This is a genomic window from Seonamhaeicola sp. ABD4_175 (assembly GCF_056160885.1).
In genome coordinates this window covers 222,903-246,175 of the sequence record NZ_JBSWYC010000001.1, presented here as the reverse complement: position 1 = coordinate 246,175, position 23,273 = coordinate 222,903, and the positions used below count along the sequence as shown (strand labels likewise).

General features: G+C 32.8%; 21 protein-coding genes and 1 tRNA gene. 12 read left to right on the top strand and 10 right to left on the bottom strand.

Annotation, left to right across the window (positions count from 1 at the left end; genetic code table 11):
* Window positions 1-38 precede the first annotated feature (38 nt).
* Complete coding sequence (locus tag ACXAG4_RS00935; protein ID WP_475294198.1) at window positions 39-938, bottom strand: MerR family transcriptional regulator; 900 nt, start codon at window positions 936-938, stop codon at window positions 39-41.
* 202 nt (window positions 939-1,140) lie between these two features.
* Here ACXAG4_RS00935 and ACXAG4_RS00930 point away from each other — a divergent pair, with 202 nt between their 5' ends.
* The 10 genes from ACXAG4_RS00930 to ACXAG4_RS00885 all read left to right on the top strand — a co-directional run bounded on the left by ACXAG4_RS00930 (window position 1,141) and on the right by ACXAG4_RS00885 (window position 10,461).
* Window positions 1,141-3,402 (top strand): tetratricopeptide repeat protein, encoded by a 2,262-nt coding sequence (locus ACXAG4_RS00930; protein WP_475294197.1) that lies wholly within the window; start codon window positions 1,141-1,143, stop codon window positions 3,400-3,402.
* A 492-nt stretch (window positions 3,403-3,894) separates the two neighbouring features.
* Complete coding sequence (locus ACXAG4_RS00925; protein ID WP_475294196.1) at window positions 3,895-5,346, top strand: arginine decarboxylase; 1,452 nt, start codon at window positions 3,895-3,897, stop codon at window positions 5,344-5,346.
* Between the two features lie 14 nt (window positions 5,347-5,360).
* The gene (speB, locus tag ACXAG4_RS00920; RefSeq protein WP_475294195.1) at window positions 5,361-6,305 is read left to right on the top strand and encodes an agmatinase; all 945 of its coding nucleotides are present in this window, start codon (window positions 5,361-5,363) and stop codon (window positions 6,303-6,305) included.
* Window positions 6,295-7,269, top strand: a complete 975-nt coding sequence (locus ACXAG4_RS00915; RefSeq protein ID WP_475294194.1) for a deoxyhypusine synthase family protein — start codon at window positions 6,295-6,297, stop codon at window positions 7,267-7,269. Before speB ends, ACXAG4_RS00915 begins: the two co-directional genes overlap by 11 nt.
* Window positions 7,270-7,280: 11 nt before the next feature.
* Window positions 7,281-7,574: a hypothetical protein gene (locus ACXAG4_RS00910; RefSeq protein WP_475294193.1), complete on the top strand. Its 294-nt coding sequence runs from the start codon at window positions 7,281-7,283 to the stop codon at window positions 7,572-7,574.
* Between the two features lie 19 nt (window positions 7,575-7,593).
* Entirely contained in the window at window positions 7,594-8,019 is a 426-nt protein-coding gene (locus ACXAG4_RS00905; protein ID WP_475294192.1) for an NUDIX hydrolase, read from the top strand.
* A 117-nt stretch (window positions 8,020-8,136) separates the two neighbouring features.
* On the top strand, window positions 8,137-8,925 hold the full coding sequence (locus ACXAG4_RS00900) for an RMD1 family protein (RefSeq protein WP_475294191.1): 789 nt from the start codon (window positions 8,137-8,139) through the stop codon (window positions 8,923-8,925).
* A gap of 39 nt (window positions 8,926-8,964) precedes the next feature.
* Window positions 8,965-9,711, top strand: a complete 747-nt coding sequence (locus ACXAG4_RS00895; RefSeq protein WP_475294190.1) for a TerC family protein — start codon at window positions 8,965-8,967, stop codon at window positions 9,709-9,711.
* A gap of 150 nt (window positions 9,712-9,861) precedes the next feature.
* Window positions 9,862-10,059, top strand: coding sequence for a hypothetical protein (locus ACXAG4_RS00890; RefSeq protein WP_475294189.1), 198 nt, complete (start codon window positions 9,862-9,864; stop codon window positions 10,057-10,059).
* 90 nt (window positions 10,060-10,149) lie between these two features.
* Window positions 10,150-10,461 (top strand): hypothetical protein, encoded by a 312-nt coding sequence (locus ACXAG4_RS00885; RefSeq protein ID WP_475294188.1) that lies wholly within the window; start codon window positions 10,150-10,152, stop codon window positions 10,459-10,461.
* A 48-nt stretch (window positions 10,462-10,509) separates the two neighbouring features.
* Here the strand turns inward: ACXAG4_RS00885 and ACXAG4_RS00880 are convergent.
* Window positions 10,510-10,593: transfer RNA gene (locus ACXAG4_RS00880), tRNA-Leu, on the bottom strand.
* A 183-nt stretch (window positions 10,594-10,776) separates the two neighbouring features.
* Here ACXAG4_RS00880 and ACXAG4_RS00875 point away from each other — a divergent pair.
* Both ACXAG4_RS00875 and ACXAG4_RS00870 read left to right on the top strand, forming a co-directional pair.
* Entirely contained in the window at window positions 10,777-13,506 is a 2,730-nt protein-coding gene (locus ACXAG4_RS00875; RefSeq protein ID WP_475294187.1) for a T9SS type A sorting domain-containing protein, read from the top strand.
* A gap of 35 nt (window positions 13,507-13,541) precedes the next feature.
* Complete coding sequence (locus ACXAG4_RS00870) at window positions 13,542-14,213, top strand: hypothetical protein (protein ID WP_475294186.1); 672 nt, start codon at window positions 13,542-13,544, stop codon at window positions 14,211-14,213.
* An 87-nt stretch (window positions 14,214-14,300) separates the two neighbouring features.
* On the opposite strand, the gene ACXAG4_RS00865 is transcribed toward ACXAG4_RS00870, so the two are convergent.
* Genes ACXAG4_RS00865 through ACXAG4_RS00830 form a run of 8 tightly spaced genes read right to left on the bottom strand, consistent with a single transcriptional unit; the run spans window position 14,301 to window position 23,195 of the window.
* Entirely contained in the window at window positions 14,301-15,866 is a 1,566-nt protein-coding gene (locus ACXAG4_RS00865) for an alpha-L-fucosidase (protein WP_475294185.1), read from the bottom strand.
* Entirely contained in the window at window positions 15,859-16,326 is a 468-nt protein-coding gene (locus tag ACXAG4_RS00860; RefSeq protein WP_475294184.1) for a MaoC family dehydratase, read from the bottom strand. Before ACXAG4_RS00860 ends, ACXAG4_RS00865 begins: the two co-directional genes overlap by 8 nt.
* A 20-nt stretch (window positions 16,327-16,346) precedes the next feature.
* On the bottom strand, window positions 16,347-17,417 hold the full coding sequence (locus ACXAG4_RS00855) for a Gfo/Idh/MocA family protein (protein WP_475294183.1): 1,071 nt from the start codon (window positions 17,415-17,417) through the stop codon (window positions 16,347-16,349).
* A 2-nt stretch (window positions 17,418-17,419) separates the two neighbouring features.
* Window positions 17,420-18,655: an ABC transporter substrate-binding protein gene (locus ACXAG4_RS00850; RefSeq protein WP_475294182.1), complete on the bottom strand. Its 1,236-nt coding sequence runs from the start codon at window positions 18,653-18,655 to the stop codon at window positions 17,420-17,422.
* On the bottom strand, window positions 18,655-19,800 hold the full coding sequence (locus ACXAG4_RS00845; protein WP_475294181.1) for a CaiB/BaiF CoA transferase family protein: 1,146 nt from the start codon (window positions 19,798-19,800) through the stop codon (window positions 18,655-18,657). The genes ACXAG4_RS00850 and ACXAG4_RS00845 overlap by 1 nt, the downstream gene beginning before the upstream one ends.
* Before the next feature lie 5 nt (window positions 19,801-19,805).
* Window positions 19,806-20,948 (bottom strand): CaiB/BaiF CoA transferase family protein, encoded by a 1,143-nt coding sequence (locus tag ACXAG4_RS00840; protein ID WP_475294180.1) that lies wholly within the window; start codon window positions 20,946-20,948, stop codon window positions 19,806-19,808.
* Window positions 20,949-20,954: 6 nt separating this feature from the next.
* Complete coding sequence (locus tag ACXAG4_RS00835) at window positions 20,955-22,106, bottom strand: ABC transporter substrate-binding protein (RefSeq protein WP_475294179.1); 1,152 nt, start codon at window positions 22,104-22,106, stop codon at window positions 20,955-20,957.
* A gap of 15 nt (window positions 22,107-22,121) precedes the next feature.
* Complete coding sequence (locus ACXAG4_RS00830) at window positions 22,122-23,195, bottom strand: L-rhamnose/proton symporter RhaT (protein WP_475294178.1); 1,074 nt, start codon at window positions 23,193-23,195, stop codon at window positions 22,122-22,124.
* Between the last annotated feature and the right edge of the window lie 78 nt (window positions 23,196-23,273).

Genomic DNA, 23,273 nt, shown 5'->3' with positions numbered 1-23,273 from the left:
AAATATAAAAAAAAGTTTAACAAAAGTATGTTTCGTAATTATAAATTAATAATTAAATCTTCAATGTTTTTAAAAAGGAAGGTGTTTTCGGGTAATTCTAAGTTGGTAAGGTTATTAAATTTAGGGCCAAGTAAAAACAACTGGTTGGTAGTGTTTTTTAGCAGTAAGTTATTGAAATCTTCAATGTAACCAGGTATTTTTTCAATTTCTGGGTTTACAGTAAAGTATGTTATAAAGGTAATATCTGTAAAAAATTCTAATACACTTTTCAAACTTTCAGCAGGTACACTTTCACCTAAAAAAATGGTGTGATAGCCTTTGCTTCGTAATTGATAATTTATAAAAAGGAGGCCAATATCATGTATTTCATTATCTGGTAAAAATAAAATATAGGTTTTAGAATCTGGTTTGGGTTCTAAACTCTGTAGCCTTTCAATGTTAAGTAATATTTTTTGTTTTATGTGAACAGATAAAAAATGTTCATGTGCGGGCGTTATGGTATTTGTCTGCCATAGCAGACCAATTTCTGTGAGTAAAGGTCTGAAAACAGTGTAAAATATATCACTGAAGGTTTTGTTTTCAATAAGGTTATTGTATGTGTTGTAAAATAATACTTGATCAAAGTTAATCATGGCTATTTTGAAGGCATTTATAGCATGATCTTCAGCTTTAGAACGCGATGCTATTTCTCTAACTTTTACCGGAATTTCATCATCTGTTAATTTGGCAATTTTAGAAACTTTGTAACCATTATTGTTTAAAAATGAAATATTTAAAAGCTTTTGTAAACTAGTAATGCTATATGTTCTAATGTTTGTATCTGTTCTATTAGGCGCAAGTAAGTTGTAGCGCTTTTCCCAAATTCTAATGGTGTGCGCCTTTATACCCGTTAAGTTTTCCAGGTCCTTAATGCTAAAATTTACTTGTATGTTGTTCATTAATAAATGATAAATGTTAAACAAAAATAATGATTTGTTTCAAGATTTCATAAAAAAAACACATAAAACCATATTTAAGGTTTTTAAAACCATTTGTAATTTTAATAAATAAGAATGGCTTTAAATAAATACCTTTCTTTGCAATGCGTTAAGTATACCGTATTTTTGACATAATTATTCATCATTTTGCACCAATTAAACTATGCATATAAAGGCTTCTTTTTTTAAAGTTATAAGCAGAAAAATATTTTTCTATCTGGTTATTATTTTCCTGTCATTATCTTGTAATAATAAAAAGCAAGAATATGTAGAAGCTAAAAAAGATAGTGTGTTTATTCCTGCAGACTTAATACCAGACGCTCATTTTTTAGGCGATAAAGCTTGTGCTGAATGCCATAAAGACCAAGTGAAAGAATGGAAAGGGTCTCACCATGATAAAGCAATGCAAATTGCTACAGAAACTACTATTTTAGGAGACTTTAATAATGCTACTTTTAAAAGTCAAGGCGTTGTTTCAAAATTCTTTAAAAAAGATGGTGATTATTATGTTAATACCGAAGGGCCAGATGGCAATAATCACGATTATAAAATAGAATACACCTTTGGGTTAACACCATTACAACAGTATATTGTGAAGTTTCCTAACGGACATTACCAGTGCTTAAGAACCGCATGGGATACCGAAAAGGAAGAATGGTTTGATTTGTATCCAGATTTTAAGGTAGTACATTCAGAGTGGTTACATTGGTCTAGAGGTGGTTTAAACTGGAATAATATGTGTGCCGATTGCCACTCTACAAACGTTAGAAAAAATTACACACAGCAAAACCATAGTTATGATACTAAGTTTGCTATTATAAATGTAAATTGTGAAGCATGCCACGGCCCAGGTAAAACTCACGTTGAGCAGGCCAAAAAGCAAGGTGATAAATACGTAGCTACTGATGGTATGTGGATGACAAGCAAAACACAACCCAAAGAATTGGTTGATCAATGCGCCAGATGCCATATGCGAAGAGAGCAATACTCTTCAAACTTTAATTTTGAAGGTACTATGCTAGATCATTACTTTCCGCAAATTTTAACCAATAATTTGTATTATCCAGATGGTCAAATACAAGATGAAGTATATGTGTACGGTTCTTTTGTTCAGAGTAAAATGTATCATAACGATGTTACCTGCACAAACTGCCACAATCCACATTCATTAAACCTTAAATTTGAAGGTAATAATTTGTGTTTGCAATGCCATGAAAAACCAAAGTATGATACGCCATCACATCACTTTCACAAAGTAAATACAGATGGGGCTCAATGTATAAATTGCCATATGGATGGTAAAATTTACATGGGTAATGATTACCGCAGAGATCATAGTTTTAGAATTCCAAGACCAGACCAAAGTTTAAAATACGGTACACCAAATGCTTGTACAAGGTGTCATACAGACAAAACCGATGCTTGGGCTTGGGAGCAATACAAAAAGCAATATGGTGAACCAGATGAAAATCACTTTTCAGATTTATTAGCACCTGGCTTAACTGGTGAAGAAAACGGTTATCATAGTTTAGTAACACTTGCAAAAGACACTATTTACCCAGAGTTGGCAAGAGCATCAGCAGTTAGTGCTATGACAAATTATTACACAGAAGACGTTATAGATAATATGTTAGGGTTTCTAAATGATGATTCTCCAATTGTTAGAGGCGCTACCATTGATGCTTTAAGTGAAATTACTAATAAAGATTATGTTAAATATTTTATTCCGCTACTAAAAGATCCAAAACGCACCGTACGCGTTAAAGCCTTTTTTGCTTTGGCGTATTTAGATGAAATGGAAATTCCCGAAGCATATAAAGACGCTTACAAAAAGGTGAAGAAAGAGTTTGAAGTACATTTAAATGTTACTGCAGATTTTGCTGGCGGACGCGCTAAACGTGGTGGTTATTATCTTAAAAAAGGAGATGTGCCAAATGCCATAAAGTCAATGGAAAGTGCTTTAGAAATTGATGGTTTAAACAATATAATTAGAAGTAATTTAGCAAACTTATACTACCGTAATGGGCAAGTAAAAGAAGCTGAAGAAGCCTTTAAAACCATTATAAAGCAAGAGCCAGAATTTGCACAAACATACTATTCTTACGCCTTGTTATTGGGCGAACAAAACAGAACCCAAGAGGCTGTAAAACAAATGGAATTAGCCATAAACTATATGCCAGAAAACATAAGGTTTTATTACAATTTAAGTTTACTTTATGATAAGTTAAATAACTTTAAAAAAGCCGAAGCTACAGCGGTTAGTGGTTTAAAAAGGGCGCCTCAAAATGCCGATTTACTTTATGTTTTAGCCTATTTATACCAAAAAAGCAATCAAATACCAAAAGCACGAAACATTGCACAAAGGTTGGTGCAGTTATATCCTAACAATCAGCAGTATAGGGCAATGTTAAATCAGTTGCAATAAAAAAATAGTAAAATACGGCTAATTAGCGTTTTTGTTAATTGTACTTGTAATAAAATACTTATTTTTTTGTTTAGGCAGTTACTATCTTTAATAAGAAATAATTGTGAAAACCGAGTAAAATTAATGGTTTTCAGTGCTTTAAATATTTAATATTAAATTTTTAAAAATACTTTTTTTATTTAAAATTTTGTTTTTCATTTGCACCCTAAAGTTTGTATAAATAAACTTTTAGCTGAACAAATTGAAACCTGTTTTTATGTTCGGGCTTTTGAAAATTAGGAAGTCAATCTCAAAAGCTGCTTATGGTGTAAGTAACCGAAATTTAAAGCTAACTTCCGTAGTTAAAGTTATTACTTCACAGTATAGTTTGTGCTTTACACCAAAAGCGCAGTATCAAATTATGGTTTGATTAAAAGTTATTATGTCCACATTTTAAAAGGGTCACAGCTCTTTTGCACTTACATTTTAAAATAACTTTTTTACATTAAAATAATGAATACTAAATACGTTGATTTAATCAACCAAACTTTTGATTTTCCTCAGCCAGAATTTGCTTTGGAAAAAGACAAACTATTTTTTCATGATATAGACTTGAATAAGTTAGTAGAAGCCTACGGTACACCATTAAAGTTTACCTACCTTCCGCAAATATCAAACAACATAAACAGAGCCAAAACATGGTTTGATTCTGCCATAAAAAAATACAATTATAAAGGCGAATACAAATACTGTTATTGCACTAAAAGCTCGCATTTTAAGCATGTTTTAGATGAAGCTTTAAAAAATGATATTCATATTGAAACATCATCAGCTTTTGATATTGATATTGTTGAAAGCCTTAAAGCAAGCGGTAAAATAAAAGACGATACATTTATAATTAGCAACGGTTTTAAAAGATCACAATACATAACCAACATTGCTAGATTAATAAATAATGGTCATAAAAATTGCATACCAATTATTGATAATTACGAAGAAATTGATTTACTAAGTAATGAAATTAACAGTACCTATAATATTGGAATTAGAATAGCTTCTGAAGAAGAACCAAAGTTTGAGTTTTACACCTCAAGGCTTGGTATTGGTTACAAAAGCATTGTGCCGTTTTACAACAAGCAAATAAAAAACAACCCAAAAGTAAAGTTGAAGATGCTGCATTTTTTTATAAATACAGGCATTAGAGATACAGCTTATTATTGGAACGAGCTTTTAAAATGTTTAAAAGTTTACATAAGCCTAAAAAAGGTTTGCCCAAGTTTAGATAGCCTAAATATTGGTGGTGGTTTCCCAATTAAAAACTCGTTAGCTTTTGAGTTTGATTATGAGTACATGATTGATGAAATTATAAATCAAATAAATGTAACATGTGAAGAAGAAGGTGTTGATGTGCCAAATATATTCACAGAATTTGGAAGCTTTACAGTAGGCGAAAGTGGTGGCGCCATTTACGAGGTGCTTTACCAAAAACAACAAAACGATAGAGAAAAATGGAACATGATTAACTCATCGTTTATAACAACATTACCAGATACTTGGGCCATAAATAAAAGATTTATAATGCTGCCAATAAACAGGTGGAACAGCTCTTATGAACGTGTTTTACTAGGCGGATTAACCTGTGATAGTGATGATTATTACAACAGCGAGCAGCACATAAATGCCATTTATTTACCAAAGTATGATAAAGAAAAACCGTTGTATGTAGGCTTTTTTAATACCGGTGCATACCAAGAAACAATAGGTGGTTACGGCGGTTTACAACACTGTTTAATACCAGCGCCAAAACATATTTTAATAGATAGAGATGCGCAAGGTAACATAGTAACAAAACTATACAAAGGCCAACAACAAAGTGAAGATTTGCTTAATATTTTAGGGTACAATAAAACACCTGAAACAAGCGAAACTGAAGCACATGAAAACACAAAATTTAGTACAATTTAGTTAGTAGGTAAAAAATGAAAACCAAAACTTACGCAGGCATACCAGAAGAGTTTGCAAAATTAGAACGTGCGAAAATAGTTCTAATCCCAGTTCCTTATGACGGAACTAGCACATGGCAAAAAGGCGCAGATAAAGGGCCAGATGCTTTTTTAAACGCTTCAGAAAACATGGAGCTTTATGACATTGAAACAGATACCGAGGTTTATAAAGAAGGTATTTATTTAGCAGATGCTGTTACAGAAAATGCATCGCCAGAAAGTATGGTTGAAGCTGTGCACCAAGTAACTAAAAACTATATTAAAAAAAATAAATTTGTAACCATTTTTGGAGGAGAACACTCAATATCAATAGGTACAATTAGAGCATTTAATGAAGTTTACCAAAACTTAACGGTGTTACACATTGATGCGCATGCCGATTTAAGAAAATCTTACGAAGGTACAGCTTGTAACCACGCTTGTGCGGTATATGAAGCTAGCCAAAATACCAACTTAATTCAGGTTGGTATTCGTTCAATGGATGTTAAAGAAAAATCGGTAATGGATTTAGATAAAACATACTTTGCACACGAAATGGCAATTGATGATACTTGGATGGATTCAGCTATTGAACAAATGACAGATAACGTATTTATTACTTTTGATCTTGATGCCTTTGATTCTTCAATATTACCAAGTACAGGCACGCCAGAACCTGGTGGTTTATTATGGTATGAAACCTTAGATTTTTTAAAGCAGGTGTTTGAAGAAAAAAATGTAGTAGGGTTTGATATAGTTGAACTTTGCCCTAATGAAGCAGAAAAATCGTCAGACTTTTTAGCGGCAAAATTATATTACAAAATGTTAAGCTATAAATTTCAAAATGAAGATGTTGAAGATGGCTATAACGATGATTTTAACAACAACAATAACAATAAAGTAAATAACTTTTCAAAATTTAACCAAGACGATGAGTACTAAAGGCGCTATTTCAAATTTCATAGAAAAATACTATCTGCACTTTAATGCAGCATCAGTAGTTGATGCCGCTAAAGCTTACGAAGATCAATTAAACAATGGCGCTAAAATGCTAGTGTCTCTTGCTGGCGCTATGAGTACTGCAGAGTTAGGTAAAATTTTTGCTGAAATGATTAGGCAAGATAAAGTGCATATTATTTCATGTACAGGGGCAAACCTTGAAGAAGATATCATGAATTTAGTTGCACATTCGCACTACAAACGCGTACCTAATTACAGAGATTTAACACCACAACAAGAGTGGGATTTGTTAGGAAAAGGCCTAAACAGAGTTACAGATACATGTATTCCTGAAGAAGAAGCTTTTAGAAGATTGCAAAAACACATACATGCTATTTGGAAAGAAGCCGATGATAAAGGCGAACGCTATTTGCCACATGAGTTTATGTATAAAATGTTATTATCTGGTGTGTTAGAAGAGTATTACGAAATAGATTTAAAAGACTCATGGATGTACGCTGCAGCACAGAAAAATTTACCAATAGTTTGCCCTGGTTGGGAAGACAGTACAATGGGTAACATTTTTGCAAGCTACGTGTTAAAAGGAGAGCTTAAAGCAAGCACCATGAAATCTGGTATTGAGTACATGGCATTTTTAGCAGATTGGTACACTAATAATTCTGAAAAAGGTATCGGGTTCTTTCAAATAGGAGGCGGTATTGCAGGCGATTTTCCAATATGTGTAGTACCAATGCTATATCAAGATATGGAAAGAACAGATACGCCTTTTTGGAGTTATTTCTGTCAAATTTCAGATTCAACAACCAGCTACGGTTCATATTCTGGGGCAGTACCAAACGAAAAAATTACATGGGGTAAACTAGATATTGATACACCCAAATTTATTATTGAAAGTGATGCTACCATTGTAGCTCCATTAATTTTCGCCTATTTATTGGGTATGTAATTATGAAAAATATGATTCGTAAAATTGTAGATTATCAAAAGTTAAACGAAGATATTTTAAACCTTCTTTTAGAAAAATATCCTGATGGGTATGGTGATAATGATGTAATTACGTTTAAAAACGCTAAAGGAGAATTAGTAGAGGCTATTGAAGTTAAAACCGAAGATACCGTGTATCTTGTTAAAGTTGGGCTTAAACTTATAAAAGCTATGGAAGATTTTGCTGATGATTATGATCAAAACAATGATGATGATAACAGTGATTCTGAAATGGCAGATATGGAGTTTTTAGAGGATGAAGACTAATAATTTATTTCATCTTAAGGTGAAAAAAAAGGCAGTTAAAAAAATTGACAAGTCCAGACTTATAGCCTTCAATAATGACAATATTTTAGTTTTAGAAAAAATTGAAGGCAAAAGTAAATACTCTTTAGCAGGTGGTGTGAAAAAGAAAAAAGAGACTGATATTCAGTCTCTTATTCGAGAAGCTTATGAAGAAATTGGTGTGCAACTTTTTAAAAAAAACGTAAGTTATTTTGTCTCAAAAAAGCAGGTTACCAAACAAAAACAAGAAATATATAAGCACTATTTTGTAGCTAATTTAAATATAGAAAACATTCAAGTATTTGAAATTCATAAGTTTAAAGAAGCTAAATGGGTGCCATGGTGTGAAGCCTTAGAATTTTTAGACAAGCAAGACAAACAAGTTGTAGCTTTATATTTTGGGCAACAAACTAAAAAAGTAGATTAAAGCATCACTAACTTCAATACAAGTTTTCTGCAGCACTTTATTCAGAAAAGTTGAAACTTCAAAACACAATATAAAAAGCTTTAAAAGCAATGATGAGGTATTTACCTCGTAAAAACAATGGAAACAACAGCAAGTGCAATTCATATTGCCGAAATTATAGACATTCAGTCATTAAAAGGGGTTTTTAATTTAACACCTTTATACGCAGATAACGATGAGATTTTTTTGCAACTAAGTGAGTACAAATATTTATACGCATTTAAATACGGTATTATTTGTGTTTATAATTTTACTGAAGAAGAAACTACAGCGTTAAAACAAAAAATACACGCAACATTAAAAGGCGATGTTACAAAAACAACAATGGCAGAAACTATTGAAGTTGTTACAAATGCTAATACTTTTAAAATAGAGTTTGAAACCATTACAATACCAGATAGTGACTCTGAAAAACTACGTTTAATAATGTTAAACCTATCACAATCTGTAGCTTTAGATTTTTATTATAACATAGCCGAAAAATTATTAGAAGACACCAGAAGGCATACTAGTTTTCTTGAAGAGCAAGGAAAACTTAACATTAATGGTAAAAAGTTAAAACGATACATTGGTAAAGTATTAAACATTAAAAACAAAATTTCTGAAAACTTATACATTTTTGAATCGCATGAATTAGCAACTGATGATGAAGATTTGAATAAGTTTAATTTAGAGCTTAAAAAGAAATTTGATTTAGTAGATAGGCACCAAATTATTCACCAACAAGTAGATATTGTAAAAGAAAATTTAGATCTGTTTAAAGACATTATGTTTCATAGTGAAAGCAGCAGATTAGAGTGGATTATCATAATTTTAATTGTAATTGAAGTAATAGACTTAATTATTTTAAAAATAATGAACATTTAAAAAGCCTTTTTATAACTTTAGTAACATAAAATTTTAATTATGGAATGGCTAACCTCTTCTGAAGCTCTATTATCATTACTTACTTTAACAATTATGGAAATTGTTTTAGGTATAGATAATATTGTGTTCATATCAATTCAAACTGATAAATTACCCCAACATCAACAAAAAAAAGGAAGAATTTTAGGTTTAGCCTTTGCGTTATTTACCAGGGTTATTTTACTACTGTCTATAACATGGGTATTAACACTTACAAAGCCATTGTTTAATGCCGCTAATTGGTTCAATTTAACAGGAAGTTGGGTTGAAAGGTTATCATTTTCTGGCAGAGATTTAATATTGCTTGTTGGTGGTTTGTTTCTGTTATACAAAAGTATTATTGAAATTTATAACATGCTTGAAGGAGAACATAAAGTTAAAGTAGGCTCAAAACTATCATTTGCTCAAACTGTTATTCAAATTGGGTTGTTAGATATTGTTTTTGGTTTAGATTCTGTTATAACCGCAGTTGGTATGGCTTCGCATGTTGAAATAATGATTATTGCCATTGTAATAGCCATGATTATTATGGTGTTTTCAATACATAGTATTAGTAATTTTTTAAATAAACACCCAAGCGTTAAAGTGCTAGCATTGTCTTTTTTATTACTAATAGGGGTGTCATTAATGGCCGAAAGTATAGATGAACCCATAGCAAAAGGGTACATATATTTTTCAATGGGTTTTTCAATGTTTGTTGTTATGTTGGTTATTAGGTTAAAACCAGGTGGTAATGCTACATTATAGTATTTTTTTAATTAGAACTTATAGCTACTTTATAGTGAAAAAAAATAGCAAAAACACCTTAAAAAAAATGATAAAAAAACACCAACTAATCAAAAAATAAATTACATTTATAGTCATGTTTGCCACTGGTTTTTAGGCAAGTAAAATATAATGAAACATATTGTTAAGTCTATATTTTTGGGTGTTTGGAAGTTAAACTCAAAATGCGCTCATGGTGTGAGTAACTGGACTTTGGATAATACTTCTTCAATTTTTAATATACAAGCACAAATATTGGCTTGTATGCAAGATATTTCAATTTTATTTAACTCTAATTTACCTTTAATAACTGTAAGATTAAAGGTTTAGTTAGTTGTTTCGTATTCAAAATCTAGCCCTTAATATTTAGGGTTGGCACCTATCTATATACATTTTATTTAACAATTAATTTTTTAAACAATGAAAACAATTTGCATTTTATTATTAGCATTAATATCATTTAAAAACACAACTACTGCACAAGATTTAAAAACAGCAAAAGCTATTTTTGATGGTTATGAAGATGGTACTTACTATTTTACAGATAGTGAAGATGACGAAAAATACTATTCATTTGAAAAAATAGACGAAAGTATTTTAAAAACCTACGATTTAACAAGCAAAAAATACGATGGTAAAGTTTTTAATATTACCTACAAAATTGAATCTGAAAAAGATGAATTTGATGAATATTATGATGTTTGGGTTATTGTAAAAGTAGCTTTGTTGTAAAAAAAGAAAAGGGTAGATTTAAAATCTACCCTTTTTAATTTAATATTGTGCACACGAGAGGATTCGAACCTCCACGTTCTTAAGAACACTGCCCCCTCAAGGCAGCGCGTCTACCAATTCCGCCACGTGTGCTTTATTGGTGGCGCAAATATATAAATAACTACCTAATCAACTTCATAATGCACAAATCATTTTTTTAAAGAAGCGTAAATAAAATAGCTCTATTAAATCATTTATTCTAGCTATTAAAACATATGTACTATAAAAAAAGCAAGTGTAGATGTAACTTTGAGCAATTAACTAAAACAAATTTTAATGAGAAAGAATTACTTATTAGCATTGTTATTTTTAGTCTGCATAAATGTATTTGCAAAAGATATTTATGTGGCAAAGAATGGAGATGATAATAACCCCGGAACCATGGAAAGTCCTTACTTAACCATATCAAAAGCAGCTAGTGTTGCTGTTGCCGGTGATGTTGTTTACATAAGAGAAGGTACTTATGAAGAAACTTTAACACCTGCAAATTCAGGAACACCAGGAAACCCAATTGTTTTTCAATCTTATCCAGGTGAAAAAGTAATTATATCGGCAATGGAAGCCTTGTCTGGATGGACTCAAGATAGTGGGGTTATATATAAAACATCTATTTCTTTTAATTCTTTAGGGCAAGGGAATTTTGTAGTAAATGATCAAACACCACTAAACTTAGCTAGGTGGCCCAACAAAACAAGTGAAGACCCTTTTATTCTTAATTCTATAAGAAACACAGGCGGTAGTGACGGAAATGTTGTAAATGGTGCTTACCTTACTGAAGCAAGTATACCTGGAATTGATTGGACAGGTGGAGCATTATGGTTTTATGGCGATAGACCAGGTTCAGGATGGACCGCTTGGAAAAGAGAAATAACAAGTAGTTCAGCAGGTCGTGTGAATTTTAATTTCACATCAGACCAAGATTGGATTCGAACCTTTCACCCTCCATCAGATTTAGGAGACTTTTACTTAGAAGGGGTTAAAGCAGCCTTAGACTATGAAAATGAATGGTATTTTGACGAAGCAACAAAAACACTTTATGTGCAATTACCTGGAGGTGTAGCGCCTGAAGATGGTAAAATTCATATGCGTAGAAGAACAGAAGCAATAAACTTAAAGGATAAAAAGCATATTGAAATTAGAAATTTAGCGGTTTATGGAGGCAATATAAATATGGAAGATAGCTCTACATGGCAAGCAAATGGTAATAATAGAACAACTGATATTGTACTTTATGGCCTTTCAGTATTTTATGCAAATCATTCACAAGGTGTTTTTAATGGTGTTCATACAGGAAAAGCAGCTATAAAAATACAGGGTTCTAACCATGTGATAGAAAAATGTGAAGTAGCATTTGGAGCCACGTCAGGAATTGATGCTAGAGGTAATAATTTAATAATTAAAGATAATTATATACATGATTTTGATTTTCTATCTGTTTATGATGGCCCACTAATTATTAGAGGAATAAACAATACTTTGGTTCAAAATAATACTGTTTTTAATGGAGGTAGAGATGCTATACAATATAATGGTGAAACTAATGAAATAGCATATAATGATGTTTATAAAAGTAACCGTTTAGCAGATGATTGTGCTTTGTTTTACACAGTTGGCCCAAGAGAAACAGTAACTGAAATTCACCATAACTGGTTTCATGATACAGATTCTCCTGGTGTTAAATACAAAGCAGCAGGTATTTATTTAGATAATAGTGCGTCTAAATATAATGTGCACCATAACGTAGTTTGGAATACAGAATGGAGTAGCGTTCAAATAAACTGGGATGGCGCAGATATTAATATTTATAATAATACTTTATGGAATGGATCTGCAGTAATGGGAGCATGGCACAAAGAAGGAACTCAATTTACTAATGTAAATGTTTGGAACAATTTGGGCAGTGATAATAATTGGGAACCACAGTCTGACAAGCAAAATAATTTAGTAGTAACAGATGATGTGTTTGTTAATGCTACAACTGGTGATTTTAATTTAAAATCTGGCGCATCACCAATAGATCAAGGTAGAGAAATATCAGGAGTAACCGATGGTTTTCAAGGAGCTGCTCCAGATGTTGGAGCTTATGAAAATGGAGGAGATCAATGGGTTCCAGGTATTACTTGGGAGCCTCTTTACGGCCCTACAGGTAATGGTTGCTACGGCTTACCAGGTGAAAACTGTGTAACTTTTGACCCGAATGATGATGATAATGACGGCGTAGCAAATGCAGATGATTTATGCCCTGATACACCACTTGGAACAACTGTAAATACAGATGGATGTGCTGTTTTTACATTGCCTTCAGATAATTTTAAAATAAAAGCTATTGGCGAATCTTGTAAAGCAAGTAATGATGGAGTTATAATAGTAACATCTAATGAGTCTACTTATGATTTTACTGCTTCAATTGAGGAAACTTCCGCAGAAAAAACATTTACAACTAATGTGTCGTTTGAAAACTTAAGTGCAGGAAATTATACTATTTGTATAACAACAACAGCAGACGCTAATTATAAACAATGCTTTAATGTTTTAATAACAGAGCCAGAAGATTTGTCAGTAAGCTCAAAAGTAGATGATGTTAAAAAACAAGTAACTTTAAATTTAAGCGGAGGAACTAATTATAGTATTATTTTAAATGGTGAAGAAACTATTACAAATTCAAGTAGCGTAACTCTTAATTTATCTAAAGGTCTCAATAATATATCAGTTAAAGCAGATAAAGATTGCCAAGGTAAGTTTGAAAAAATGATAACCGTTTTTGATGATGTAGCTATTTACCCCAATAGTGTTAAAGATTATTTTAAAATAGCATTTCCTGAAAGTTTAGAAACTATGGCAACTATAAATGTGATATCTACCACCGGAAAAATAGTTGTTTCAAAAACAGCAACTATAGGTAGTAAGGAAACTACAATAAATACTAGCCAATTAACAGCCGGTATGTACTTTGTTAAAATTCAGTCTAAAACAATAAATTCTCAAACAAAAATTATAAAACAATGATATTAAGTAAATATATTAAAAGCGGTTTCATATTAATGAGCTTAGCATTTTTAAGCTGTGGAGGTAGTAGTGATGGAGGGAGTGATGATGGCCCAGGAGAAATAGTACCACCTGAAGCAGCCGTTTTAACATTTCCTGAAAAAGATGAAGCGTGTAATGAAGGTACAGTAATTTCAGAAACAGAAAGCCGTATTACTTTTCAATGGAACACTTCAGCAAACACAAATAGTTATACTTTGGTATTAAAGAATTTAGATACCGATGAAACATCAGAGAATACAACATCTAATAATTCAATATCATTAACAATACAAAGAAATACAGCCTATTCTTGGAGTGTAGTTTCAAAATCTAATAAAACAACCACAACAGCTACTAGTGAAACCTGGAAGTTTTATAATGCAGGTGAAGGTGTTGAAAATTATGCGCCATTTCCAGCAGAAGTTATAGCTCCAGCTATGGGTGCAGAGGTTGCTGCGCCTGTAACATTAAGTTGGTCTGGTAGTGATGTAGATAATGATATAGCATCTTATGATGTGTATTTAGGCACTACTAACCCGCCAACAACATTACAAGAAACTACTACAAATACAACTATAGAAAATATAGCATTAACAGCAAATACTGTTTATTATTGGAAAGTAATCACTACTGATGAAAGCGGTTCTAGTTCTCAGTCTCAAGTTTTTGAGTTTAGAACTGAATAGATTACAGTAGTATTTTTGTGTTGTCAAAAAAAAAATCCAGAGTAACTTTACTCTGGATTTTTTATTGTTTTATTTTATAAATATATTTTAGAAGTTAAATTTGAATGTATAAGCATGATTACCAGATTTTTTAGGAAGTTTAATATGTAAACCATCAACTTTAACTTCAAAATCTAAATCATCTTCACCTCCAATAAAATCAATGGTTTTTATAGGTTTCTTTAAAAGTGTATTGCCTTTTTTAAATGATTTGATTACCAGATTATTACTTTCAGGCCAATCTAAAGCTATAGCATAAAGTGTTTCGCCTTTAGTTGTAAACCTAATATCTTTTGCAGTGTTATCATCATTGTTGCGTTCACTCAAATGACCTTCAACAACTTTGGCATCACCTTCTCCATAAATTTCAAATGTACGTGTGCCATAAATAGCTTCACCATTAACTTTTAACCATTGCCCCATTTCAAGTAAACGCTCTTTTACAGGCTCTGGTATTGTACCATCTGCTCTTGGTGTAATATTTAAAAGTACGGCACCATTTTTACTAACCACATCAACTAAAAAGTCAATTAAACGGTTGGTAGATTTATAATCTGGATTACTAATATGGCTCCAAGATTTCCAGTCAATAGAGTCATCTGTAAGCCATGGGAAATCCTTTTTTTCACGCATTCTTGCGCGTTCTAAATCATATACGGCACTACCTTTTGCAAAATCATAAAATTTATAAGTAGATACTACTTTTTGGTTTTTCTTTTCAGCTTCATTGTAATAATATTGTAAAAATCCTTTTCGGTGTTCTTCGCTAATAATATCCATTTTATTATCAAACCACACTAAATCGGGGTTATATTTGTCAATAATTTCTTTTAGGCGGTTTAACCATTCATCATTAAAAGCTTTATCAGCCACAGGGTAATAAGACTCAATTCCGTTATCAATGTCGTGTTTGCTACGCGGCATTTTGTTATCGCCTTTTTTTAATTTTGGTCCATAAAGTCCTGCGTATTTAGGGTTTGAAGCGTCTGTTGTTTCATCCCAAGTAGGGTACCAACCAAATAACCAATGGCGGTGGTATGTAGCAATAAATTTCATATTACGTTTACGAATTTCTTTAGCTAACTCACCCATTACATCACGTTTTGGTCCCATATCTTTGGCGTTCCATTCTGTTAATTCACTATCCCACATAGCAAAACCATCGGCATGTTCAGATACGGGGCCTGCAAATTTGGCACCTGCTTTTTCAAATAAATCTGCCCACTCAACAGGGTCAAATTTTTCGGCTTTAAACATAGGTATAAAATCTTTGTATCCAAATTCGTTTAAAGGGCCATAAGTTTTAACATGGTAATCGTGTATTTTGTGTGCTTTTCCGTTTCTAGCCTCAGGATTATCTTTGTTTACATACATCCAGTGTGCGTACCACTCGTTTTCATAAGCAGGAACACTGTATGGTCCCCAATGGCAATAAATACCAAATTTGGCATCTAAAAACCAATCTGGGGTTTTGTGTTTTTTTAAAGATTCCCAATCAGCTTCATAAGTAGCTTTAACTTCTTTTTGGGTTTCATTAGCCTCATCTTGAGCTTTTGTTTTGTTATTACATGAAAACAATGTTGTTACAAGTAATATTATTAATACCTTATTCATGTGTTTGGTTTTTAGGGTGTTCTTTTTTCTTAGCTAATAAAATATGATCGCACACCAAAACAAGTTCGTCATTTTGGTTAAAAATTTCTACATGCTCATTTACATGACCCAAGTGAGCATGTTTAGAGTCTTTTTTTTCTGAAATTGTAACAACAACTCTAATGGTGTCACCAATATGTACGGGTTTGATGAACCTTAGTTTGTCATACCCTTTAGAAAAAGCTTCGGGGTTAATTTCTGTAGCTGTCATGCCAATACCTACGGCAAAAGTTAAGGTGCCGTGGGCAATACGTTGTTTAAATGGTTGGCTTTTACACCATTCAGCATCCATATGGTGAGGGAAATAATCGCCGGTGTGTCCTGCATGAACAACAAAATCTGTTTCGGTAATGGTTCTTCCTAGGGTTTCTCTTTTATGGCCTAGTGTATAATCTTCAAAAAATTGCGATTTTATATGCATATTAAAACTTTTTAATTCTATTAAACATTGTAATTTGGAGTAACACCACCGTTGTTGTTAGATTCGTATGCGGCTTCAACTATGGCCATAGAGTGTATAACATCTTCAACACTTGTATGTAATTCTTTTGAAGATCCTTCAACATAACGCATTAATGAGGCCATTGTGCCTACAAAAGCATCTGGAAACCATGAGCCTTCTAATGGAATTTCAACCCATTTAGGAGCTTTTCCTTCTTCAATTAAACAATATTGAAATAAGTCTGGTTTTCCGTTAGGGTAATCTAGTAATAAGCCAATGCGCGCTTTTATGGCGCCTTTAGTGCCTTCCCATTTTACAAAGCTTTCTTGATTTTTTTCTCCAAAATTATGATCATGATTGGTGTTTATAATGGCACGCATGGCATCACTATAATCCATTATAGTTGTGGTTCTGGTAGAAGACATTGTTTTGGCAGGATTTTTTAAGGTTTTAGAATACACCTTTTTTGGGTTGCCTAAAAACGAACGAATTAAGTCTATATAATGAATACTGTGTTGCTGAATTTCTAACCGTGGATGATTTACAACATTAGGAAAATATTCCCAAGGTGTATAAATTGAAAGTCTAATTTCAAAATCATACAGCTCACCAATTAATCCTTTTTCTATCATATATTTTGCAGCCATAACGTAAGGAGCAAAGCGCATTTGGCAGTTAATGGCAGCAATTAAATTTTTTCTGCGGCAAACGTTTAAAATTTCTAATGTTTGCTCGTAATTGTCGCCCATGGGTTTTTGAATTAAAACGGCAGCACTATTGGGCAATAATTCTAAAGTTTTAACAAATTGATTGGGCATTAAAGTTAAATCAAACACTGCGTTTTCTGGTGCATTTGCTACCATATCTTCTACAGAATCATAAACATTTGGAATGTTGAAAATCTCTGCTAAGTCAATAGCACGTTGTTTGGTTCTGTTTGTAATGCCAGCAACATTAAATCCTGCTTTTTTATAGGCAGGTAAGTGTGCATCGCGTACTATGCCACCTGCGCCTATTATGTAAATGGGTCTGTTTTCTTTTGGTAATTCTGGTTTGTAAACTAAATCCATGATTAAATATTTTCTATTTTATTTACTTTTTCTTGAGCCTGGTTTAATATAGTTTCAATGTTTTTTGATGTGTTTATAACATCTAAAACCAAAGCATCAATAACATTAGCAATGCTAGACCAATTTGATTTTCTTGGTAAAGATTTTGTGTTTTCGTGAAGTGTTTCTAGTTTATGATAATAAGGTACTTCATTATTAACATCTGTATCATGCCATGTAGATTTTCGGCATCCAATGGCACCTTCTAATGTAAGTAGTTTATCGTTTTCTTGGTTTACGGCAAATTTTATAAATTCATAAGCTATATTTTTATGTTTACTACCACTACCAATAACATACATCCAATAGGCATTTAATGAAGTGCCCATGCCGTTAGGGCCTGCAGGAACATTGGCAATATCAACTTTACCTTTTACTTTTGAAGTTTTTAAAAATTCACACATTGAAGCAAAACCAAACCAATTAACCATCATGGCTAAGTTGCCATTTGCAAAAGCCATACCTGATTTTACAGAATCAAAATCTCTTGATTTTGGGTGTATGGCATTGGTGTTTTTTAAAGCTTTACGGTAAAATGTCATGCCTTCAATAGCGGCTTTTGAATTTAGTTTTATGTTTTTGTTATGGTCAAAAAGGTTGCCACCACGCGTCCAAAGTTGTAGGCAAAAATCAAAAACAGTATTGTGCCCATCAGGATAAGCGGCAAATGTAGTGCCGTATAGGTTTTGGTCTGGTCTGTTAAAAAATTCAGCAACTTGCATTAAATCATCCCAAGTTTTGGGTATTTCTAAAGGTTTGCCGTAGGCACTGTAAAAGTTAACACCTTCTTCTATAGATTCAAATAAATCTTTTCTGTATATTAAGCATTCAGGCCCGTCATGAAATGGTAGAGCAACAATGTTGTTATCAAACTCTTGTTTATAGCGAAGGGAATGTGACCAACCGTTTGGGAAGTCTTCTGGCGGATCATTTTTTATATAAGGCGTTAAGTTTTCAATGGCATTATTGCTATATGCTTCGGTAATCCAATCTGTATTTATAAGCGCTATGTCCCAAAGCCCTTTTTTTAACCCTTCTTCTTTTAAAATGGTGTCGTATAACGGATGAAGATCTAACGGAACAGCTTCAATTTCTAAATCTGTACCAATTTGATAGCAAAATTTATCCCATATTTTAGCAATGGCTGTTTCAAAAGCATCAAATTTTCTAACTGCTATTCTAAGTTTGTTTTTCTTCATTATGCTTTTATCAATTCATTTAAGATAGCTTGAGTGTGTTCGCCCAACGCGGGAGAACCAACGGTTGACTTTAGTACTTTTCCATCTATTTTTATTGGGCATCGGGTGGTTTGGTATTTAAAACCATCGCCCATAACAACTTCTTGTATCATGTCTAGTACTTTAAAGCCTTCAAGTTCAAAAAGTTCATCCCAATGCATTATTTTGGCACACCATATATCTGCTGGTTCTAAAATAGATAGCCAATGTTCAGAGGTGTTTTTAGATAGTGTTTCGGCTAGTAAATCTTTAATTTCATCTCTTTGGTTATACCAACTTTCTACGTCTTGAAATGCTATTAGTTTTTCGTTGCCTAATAATTCGCCTAAAAAAGGAATAGAACCCATAGCCAATGATAAGTAACCATTGCTGGTTTTATAAACACCATAAGGTGCGCCTAAATATGCGTGTGCACTATGACGTTTTGGGCGTTCGGTTGGTTGCCCACCATCATGATAAAATGTGGTGATAGATTCAAATTGAAAATCTAGAATAGATTCTAGCATACTAACCGATACTTTACTGCTTTTACCCGTTTTTATACGGTTTAGTAATGCGGCTATAATACCTTGTACTAAATGTCCGCCAGATAAAATATCTACAATAGCAAGACCAACTGGTGTAGGGCCATTACCCTCGTTGCCGTTTAGCCAAGTTAAACCAGATAACGATTGTAATAGTAAATCTTGACCGGGTTTAGTTTTCCAAGGGCCTTCTGTACCGTAACCAGAAATTTCGCCATATATAATTTTAGGGTTTATTTTTTTTATGGTATCATAATCAAAACCAAGTCTATCTATAACACCAGGGCGAAAGTTGTGTACTAAAACATCGGCTTTTTCAATGAGTTTAAGAACACGTTGCTTGTCGGTTTCATTTTTTAAATCTGCTTGAAAGCTTTCTTTATTCCTATTGATGGCTCTAAAAACTGATGATTCGCCATTTAAAATAGTGTTTGAAACATATAATTGACGACAAATATCACCTGTTTCTGGGCGTTCAACTTTTATAACTCTAGCACCTAAATCGGCTAAACGTAGGGTTGCTGAAGGTGCTGATAAAAACTGACTTAAATCTATAATTAATATATCTTGTAATGGTTTCATTGGGCTTACAGGTTAAATTCTTTAATAATAGCATTGGTGTGTTGGCCTACTCTTGGTGCTGGTTTTTCGGCAAATAATCTTTCATCATTTACTCTAATTGGGCAGCGGGTAGTGTGCACATGTTCACCTGAAAGCAATTGTATTTTTTGGTCCCATTGTAATACGTTGTAAGCTTCGTGGTTTAATAATGTTTCGTAATCAAAAACGTTTGAACACCAAATACCTTCTTTTTCTAATATTTCAAGCCAATGCGATGTGTTTTCTTTAATTAAAAACGACCTTAATATATCCATAATCTCATCGCGGTTTGTAAACCATGATTTTGAGTCTGTATATTCTGTTAAAGTTTTGCAGTTAAGTACTTCGCCTAGTTTTATTAAAGACCCCATTGCCAAAGCAATATAACCGTCTTTAGTTTTGTATACGCCGTATGGAGCGCCAAGATATGCATGAGCAGAACCTTGTTTTGCACGCACTGGTTGTTTATTGCCATCGTTTAAATAAGTGGTTATAACTTCAAACTGAAAATCTAGCGTAGATTCTAGTAAGCTTACTTCTACTAAGGCGCCTTGGCCTGTTTTTTCTTTTCTAATTAAGCTAGATAAAATACCATGAGAAAGGTGTACGCCGGTAATTAAATCGGCTAGAGCAGCACCAACAGGCGTTGGGTTATCGTTTTTATTTCCTGTTAAATTGGCAAAACCAGACATAGATTGTATTAATAAATCTTGCCCTGGTTTTTTTGCCCATGGCCCAACGGAACCGTAGCCTGTTACTGTAGCATAAATTAATTGTGGGTTTATTTTTTGAACCGTATTATAATCTAAACCAATTTTCTCCATAACGCCTGGTCTGAAATTGTGCGTCATAACATCAACTTGTGCAATAAGTTTTTTAATACGTTCTAAATCTTCAGGGTTTTTTAAATCGGCAGCATAAGAATCTTTATTTCTATTTACCGTATGAAAAACCAAGCTGCTGCCATCTAAAAATAAGTTTTTAAGCGCTATTTGTCTGCCAGCTTCACCTTTTACGGGTCTTTCAATTTTAATAACACGAGCTCCTAAATCGGCTAATTTAAGTCCTGCCGAAGGGCCTGCCATAAATTGCGCAAATTCTAGAACCGTTATACCTTCTAATGGTTTCATAGTAAATTAAATTTCAAGTGATTTTTTGTATAATTCATTTAAGCCTTTTAATAAGTCTTTTTCATCACCACCATGCATCATGTAATTTCTAATAGGAGCACCGGCTCTGTCTTGAAAATACATGTGCCCGTTGTAACGAGGTCTTAAAAAAGCTCTGTCTAGTGCTGGTAGCGTATTTTTAAAAAAGTTAGCAGTTACGTTGTTTGTATGGGCATCAGTCCATGCTTTTCTGTGTCCTGGTTGACCGCCATTATCAAAAAATATTGTTTTTTGGCAGGCTTCGGAAGCAGTGTATTCAACGTATTTCATAACTGTATTAGTATGCTTTGTTTGCGCAGAAACAGCTAAACCTGTACCGCCCAAAGTTGAAATAGCACTAATACCATTAATTTCTACCATATCATGAAAATGAAGCAGCTTACGTGCATACCCATTTCTGCTGTAATTTGTGTAGCCGTAAGCCCATGGGCAGTAGGCATATTTATCGGTTTTTGTCATGGCTTCGTATACTTGAATAGGGTTCCAATTGAAAATGTCATTATCCATTTCAATAGCCAATTCTCGCAGCATTTTTAGGGCTTGTATTCCAATGGCTTCGCTAACAACGTGTTCTTTTGAAGTACACACATCTTCACCTAAATTGCAGCACATCATATAAAAATTCATTAAAGTATCTTGTGGAATACCAGGCATAACAACCAAGCCTTTTTTTGCAAGTTCTAATAAATCGTTATAAGTTTTAGGTAGTTTTAAATTTTTTTCAGCAAAAATATCGGGTCTGCTAGAAGCTACAGGTGTTGCGGCATCAATAGCTAAAGCCCATTGGTGACCATTGGAGGCATAACTTTTATGTGAGTGCCCAACGGTATTTTCTTCTAAATCTTTCATGAATTCTTTTGGAAGATATTCGTCTAAAGGAAGAATAACATTGTTTTTACCTGCAAAACCAGCCCATGGATGATCTATAATTAGTAAATCATATCGTTTTGCTAGTTCGTCAATAGGTTCATCGGCAAATGCTTGTAACGAACGTTTTTCCCAAGTAATATTAACATGAGGGTTTAATTCACAAAAGCGTTGCGCAGTAGCAACCACAGAAGTAAATCCTCTGCTATGATTCCATGTAATGCCCTTTAAATGTATTGGTTTTATGCTCATTTATATATGTGTTTTTTAATGACTAGTTGAGGTTAAATCGGTTCCTAGTTTGCTTCCGTAGGCTATAATTATAAAAGATACTACTAGAATAATTAGCGCAAAAACTAAGGTTAAATATGTGCGTTTGGTAACTTGTTTCCATTCTTTTAAAACAATACCAACTATGTAACTAAAGAAAATAAGCATAGACATGTGTAGTACCCAACTAGCAAATTTAAAGTTGCCCATTTGTACATGGCCAATTCCGTAAAAAAAGAATTGTCCGTACCACAAAGCACCACTTAAAATAGACATGCCTAAGTTTAAAGTGTAGTTTTTTCTGCCAACGCTTTTAATATCAATAACTTCCTTTAGTGTTTTGTTTTTTAAACCAACAATAGTAAACCAAATAAAGTTTGTAATAAATGCGCCTCCTGTAGAAAGAATTAAGTTTGCATTACCTTCAAAATTACCGGCACCGTATTTACTTGCTATTTGGGCAACGGGTGCGCCTACTTCTAATGAAATACCAAAAACAGCAGAAAGTACACCTGCAATTAATGTAAGAGTTAACCCTTTTTTCATATTAAAAGTTAAAGGCTCTGCTTTAGTTGCGTTATTGTTTTTTAAGTCTTTTTCTTTTCGGTAGCCAGCAATACCGCAAATAATAATGCCAATAAGAGCCAAAAACATACCAAAAAATATAGTGTAACCACCAGGAGCATTAAATTTTTCAACTAAAGTTCCATGCATAATTAAAGGTACAATAGTGCCTAATATAGCTGAAATGCCAATGGATATTGTATAAGTAAGTGAATACCCAATATGCCTAATAGCGAAACCAAAACACATGCCACCAAAACCATAAACAGACCCTAAAAGTGTTGCGTTTATTAATATTTCATTGTTAGCTTCTTTAAAAACATCCATTAAATTTGGTACGGTTAAAAAGCCTATTAAAAAAGGAAAAATGAACCATGCAAATGATGCTTGAACAATCCAGTAAGAATCCCAAGACCATTTTTTTACTTTTTGAAAAGGAACATAACATGTTGAAGCAGCAACACCGCCAATAGCGTGAATTAATGTTCCTAAAATTGGATTAGCCATACTTTTAGTTTAGTTTTTAATTTAAATACGAAATTATATTTTATATATGAAAAAAGCAAATAATTAGAATAGTTTTAT

Coding starts and splice junctions, on each gene's coding strand:
- ACXAG4_RS00930 (WP_475294197.1), top strand. CDS start 1,141: ATGCATATAAAGGCTTCTTTTTTTAAAGTTATAAGCAGAAAAATATTT.
- ACXAG4_RS00860 (WP_475294184.1), bottom strand. CDS start 16,326: ATGCATATAAAATCGCAATTTTTTGAAGATTATACACTAGGCCATAAA.
- ACXAG4_RS00875 (WP_475294187.1), top strand. CDS start 10,777: ATGAGAAAGAATTACTTATTAGCATTGTTATTTTTAGTCTGCATAAAT.
- ACXAG4_RS00885 (WP_475294188.1), top strand. CDS start 10,150: ATGAAAACAATTTGCATTTTATTATTAGCATTAATATCATTTAAAAAC.
- ACXAG4_RS00835 (WP_475294179.1), bottom strand. CDS start 22,106: ATGAGCATAAAACCAATACATTTAAAGGGCATTACATGGAATCATAGC.
- ACXAG4_RS00855 (WP_475294183.1), bottom strand. CDS start 17,417: ATGGATTTAGTTTACAAACCAGAATTACCAAAAGAAAACAGACCCATT.
- ACXAG4_RS00895 (WP_475294190.1), top strand. CDS start 8,965: ATGGAATGGCTAACCTCTTCTGAAGCTCTATTATCATTACTTACTTTA.
- ACXAG4_RS00830 (WP_475294178.1), bottom strand. CDS start 23,195: ATGGCTAATCCAATTTTAGGAACATTAATTCACGCTATTGGCGGTGTT.
- ACXAG4_RS00870 (WP_475294186.1), top strand. CDS start 13,542: ATGAGCTTAGCATTTTTAAGCTGTGGAGGTAGTAGTGATGGAGGGAGT.
- ACXAG4_RS00845 (WP_475294181.1), bottom strand. CDS start 19,800: ATGAAACCATTACAAGATATATTAATTATAGATTTAAGTCAGTTTTTA.
- ACXAG4_RS00910 (WP_475294193.1), top strand. CDS start 7,281: ATGATTCGTAAAATTGTAGATTATCAAAAGTTAAACGAAGATATTTTA.
- ACXAG4_RS00865 (WP_475294185.1), bottom strand. CDS start 15,866: ATGAATAAGGTATTAATAATATTACTTGTAACAACATTGTTTTCATGT.
- ACXAG4_RS00840 (WP_475294180.1), bottom strand. CDS start 20,948: ATGAAACCATTAGAAGGTATAACGGTTCTAGAATTTGCGCAATTTATG.
- ACXAG4_RS00935 (WP_475294198.1), bottom strand. CDS start 938: ATGAACAACATACAAGTAAATTTTAGCATTAAGGACCTGGAAAACTTA.
- ACXAG4_RS00900 (WP_475294191.1), top strand. CDS start 8,137: ATGGAAACAACAGCAAGTGCAATTCATATTGCCGAAATTATAGACATT.
- ACXAG4_RS00850 (WP_475294182.1), bottom strand. CDS start 18,655: ATGAAGAAAAACAAACTTAGAATAGCAGTTAGAAAATTTGATGCTTTT.
- ACXAG4_RS00925 (WP_475294196.1), top strand. CDS start 3,895: ATGAATACTAAATACGTTGATTTAATCAACCAAACTTTTGATTTTCCT.
- ACXAG4_RS00890 (WP_475294189.1), top strand. CDS start 9,862: ATGAAACATATTGTTAAGTCTATATTTTTGGGTGTTTGGAAGTTAAAC.
- speB (WP_475294195.1), top strand. CDS start 5,361: ATGAAAACCAAAACTTACGCAGGCATACCAGAAGAGTTTGCAAAATTA.
- ACXAG4_RS00915 (WP_475294194.1), top strand. CDS start 6,295: ATGAGTACTAAAGGCGCTATTTCAAATTTCATAGAAAAATACTATCTG.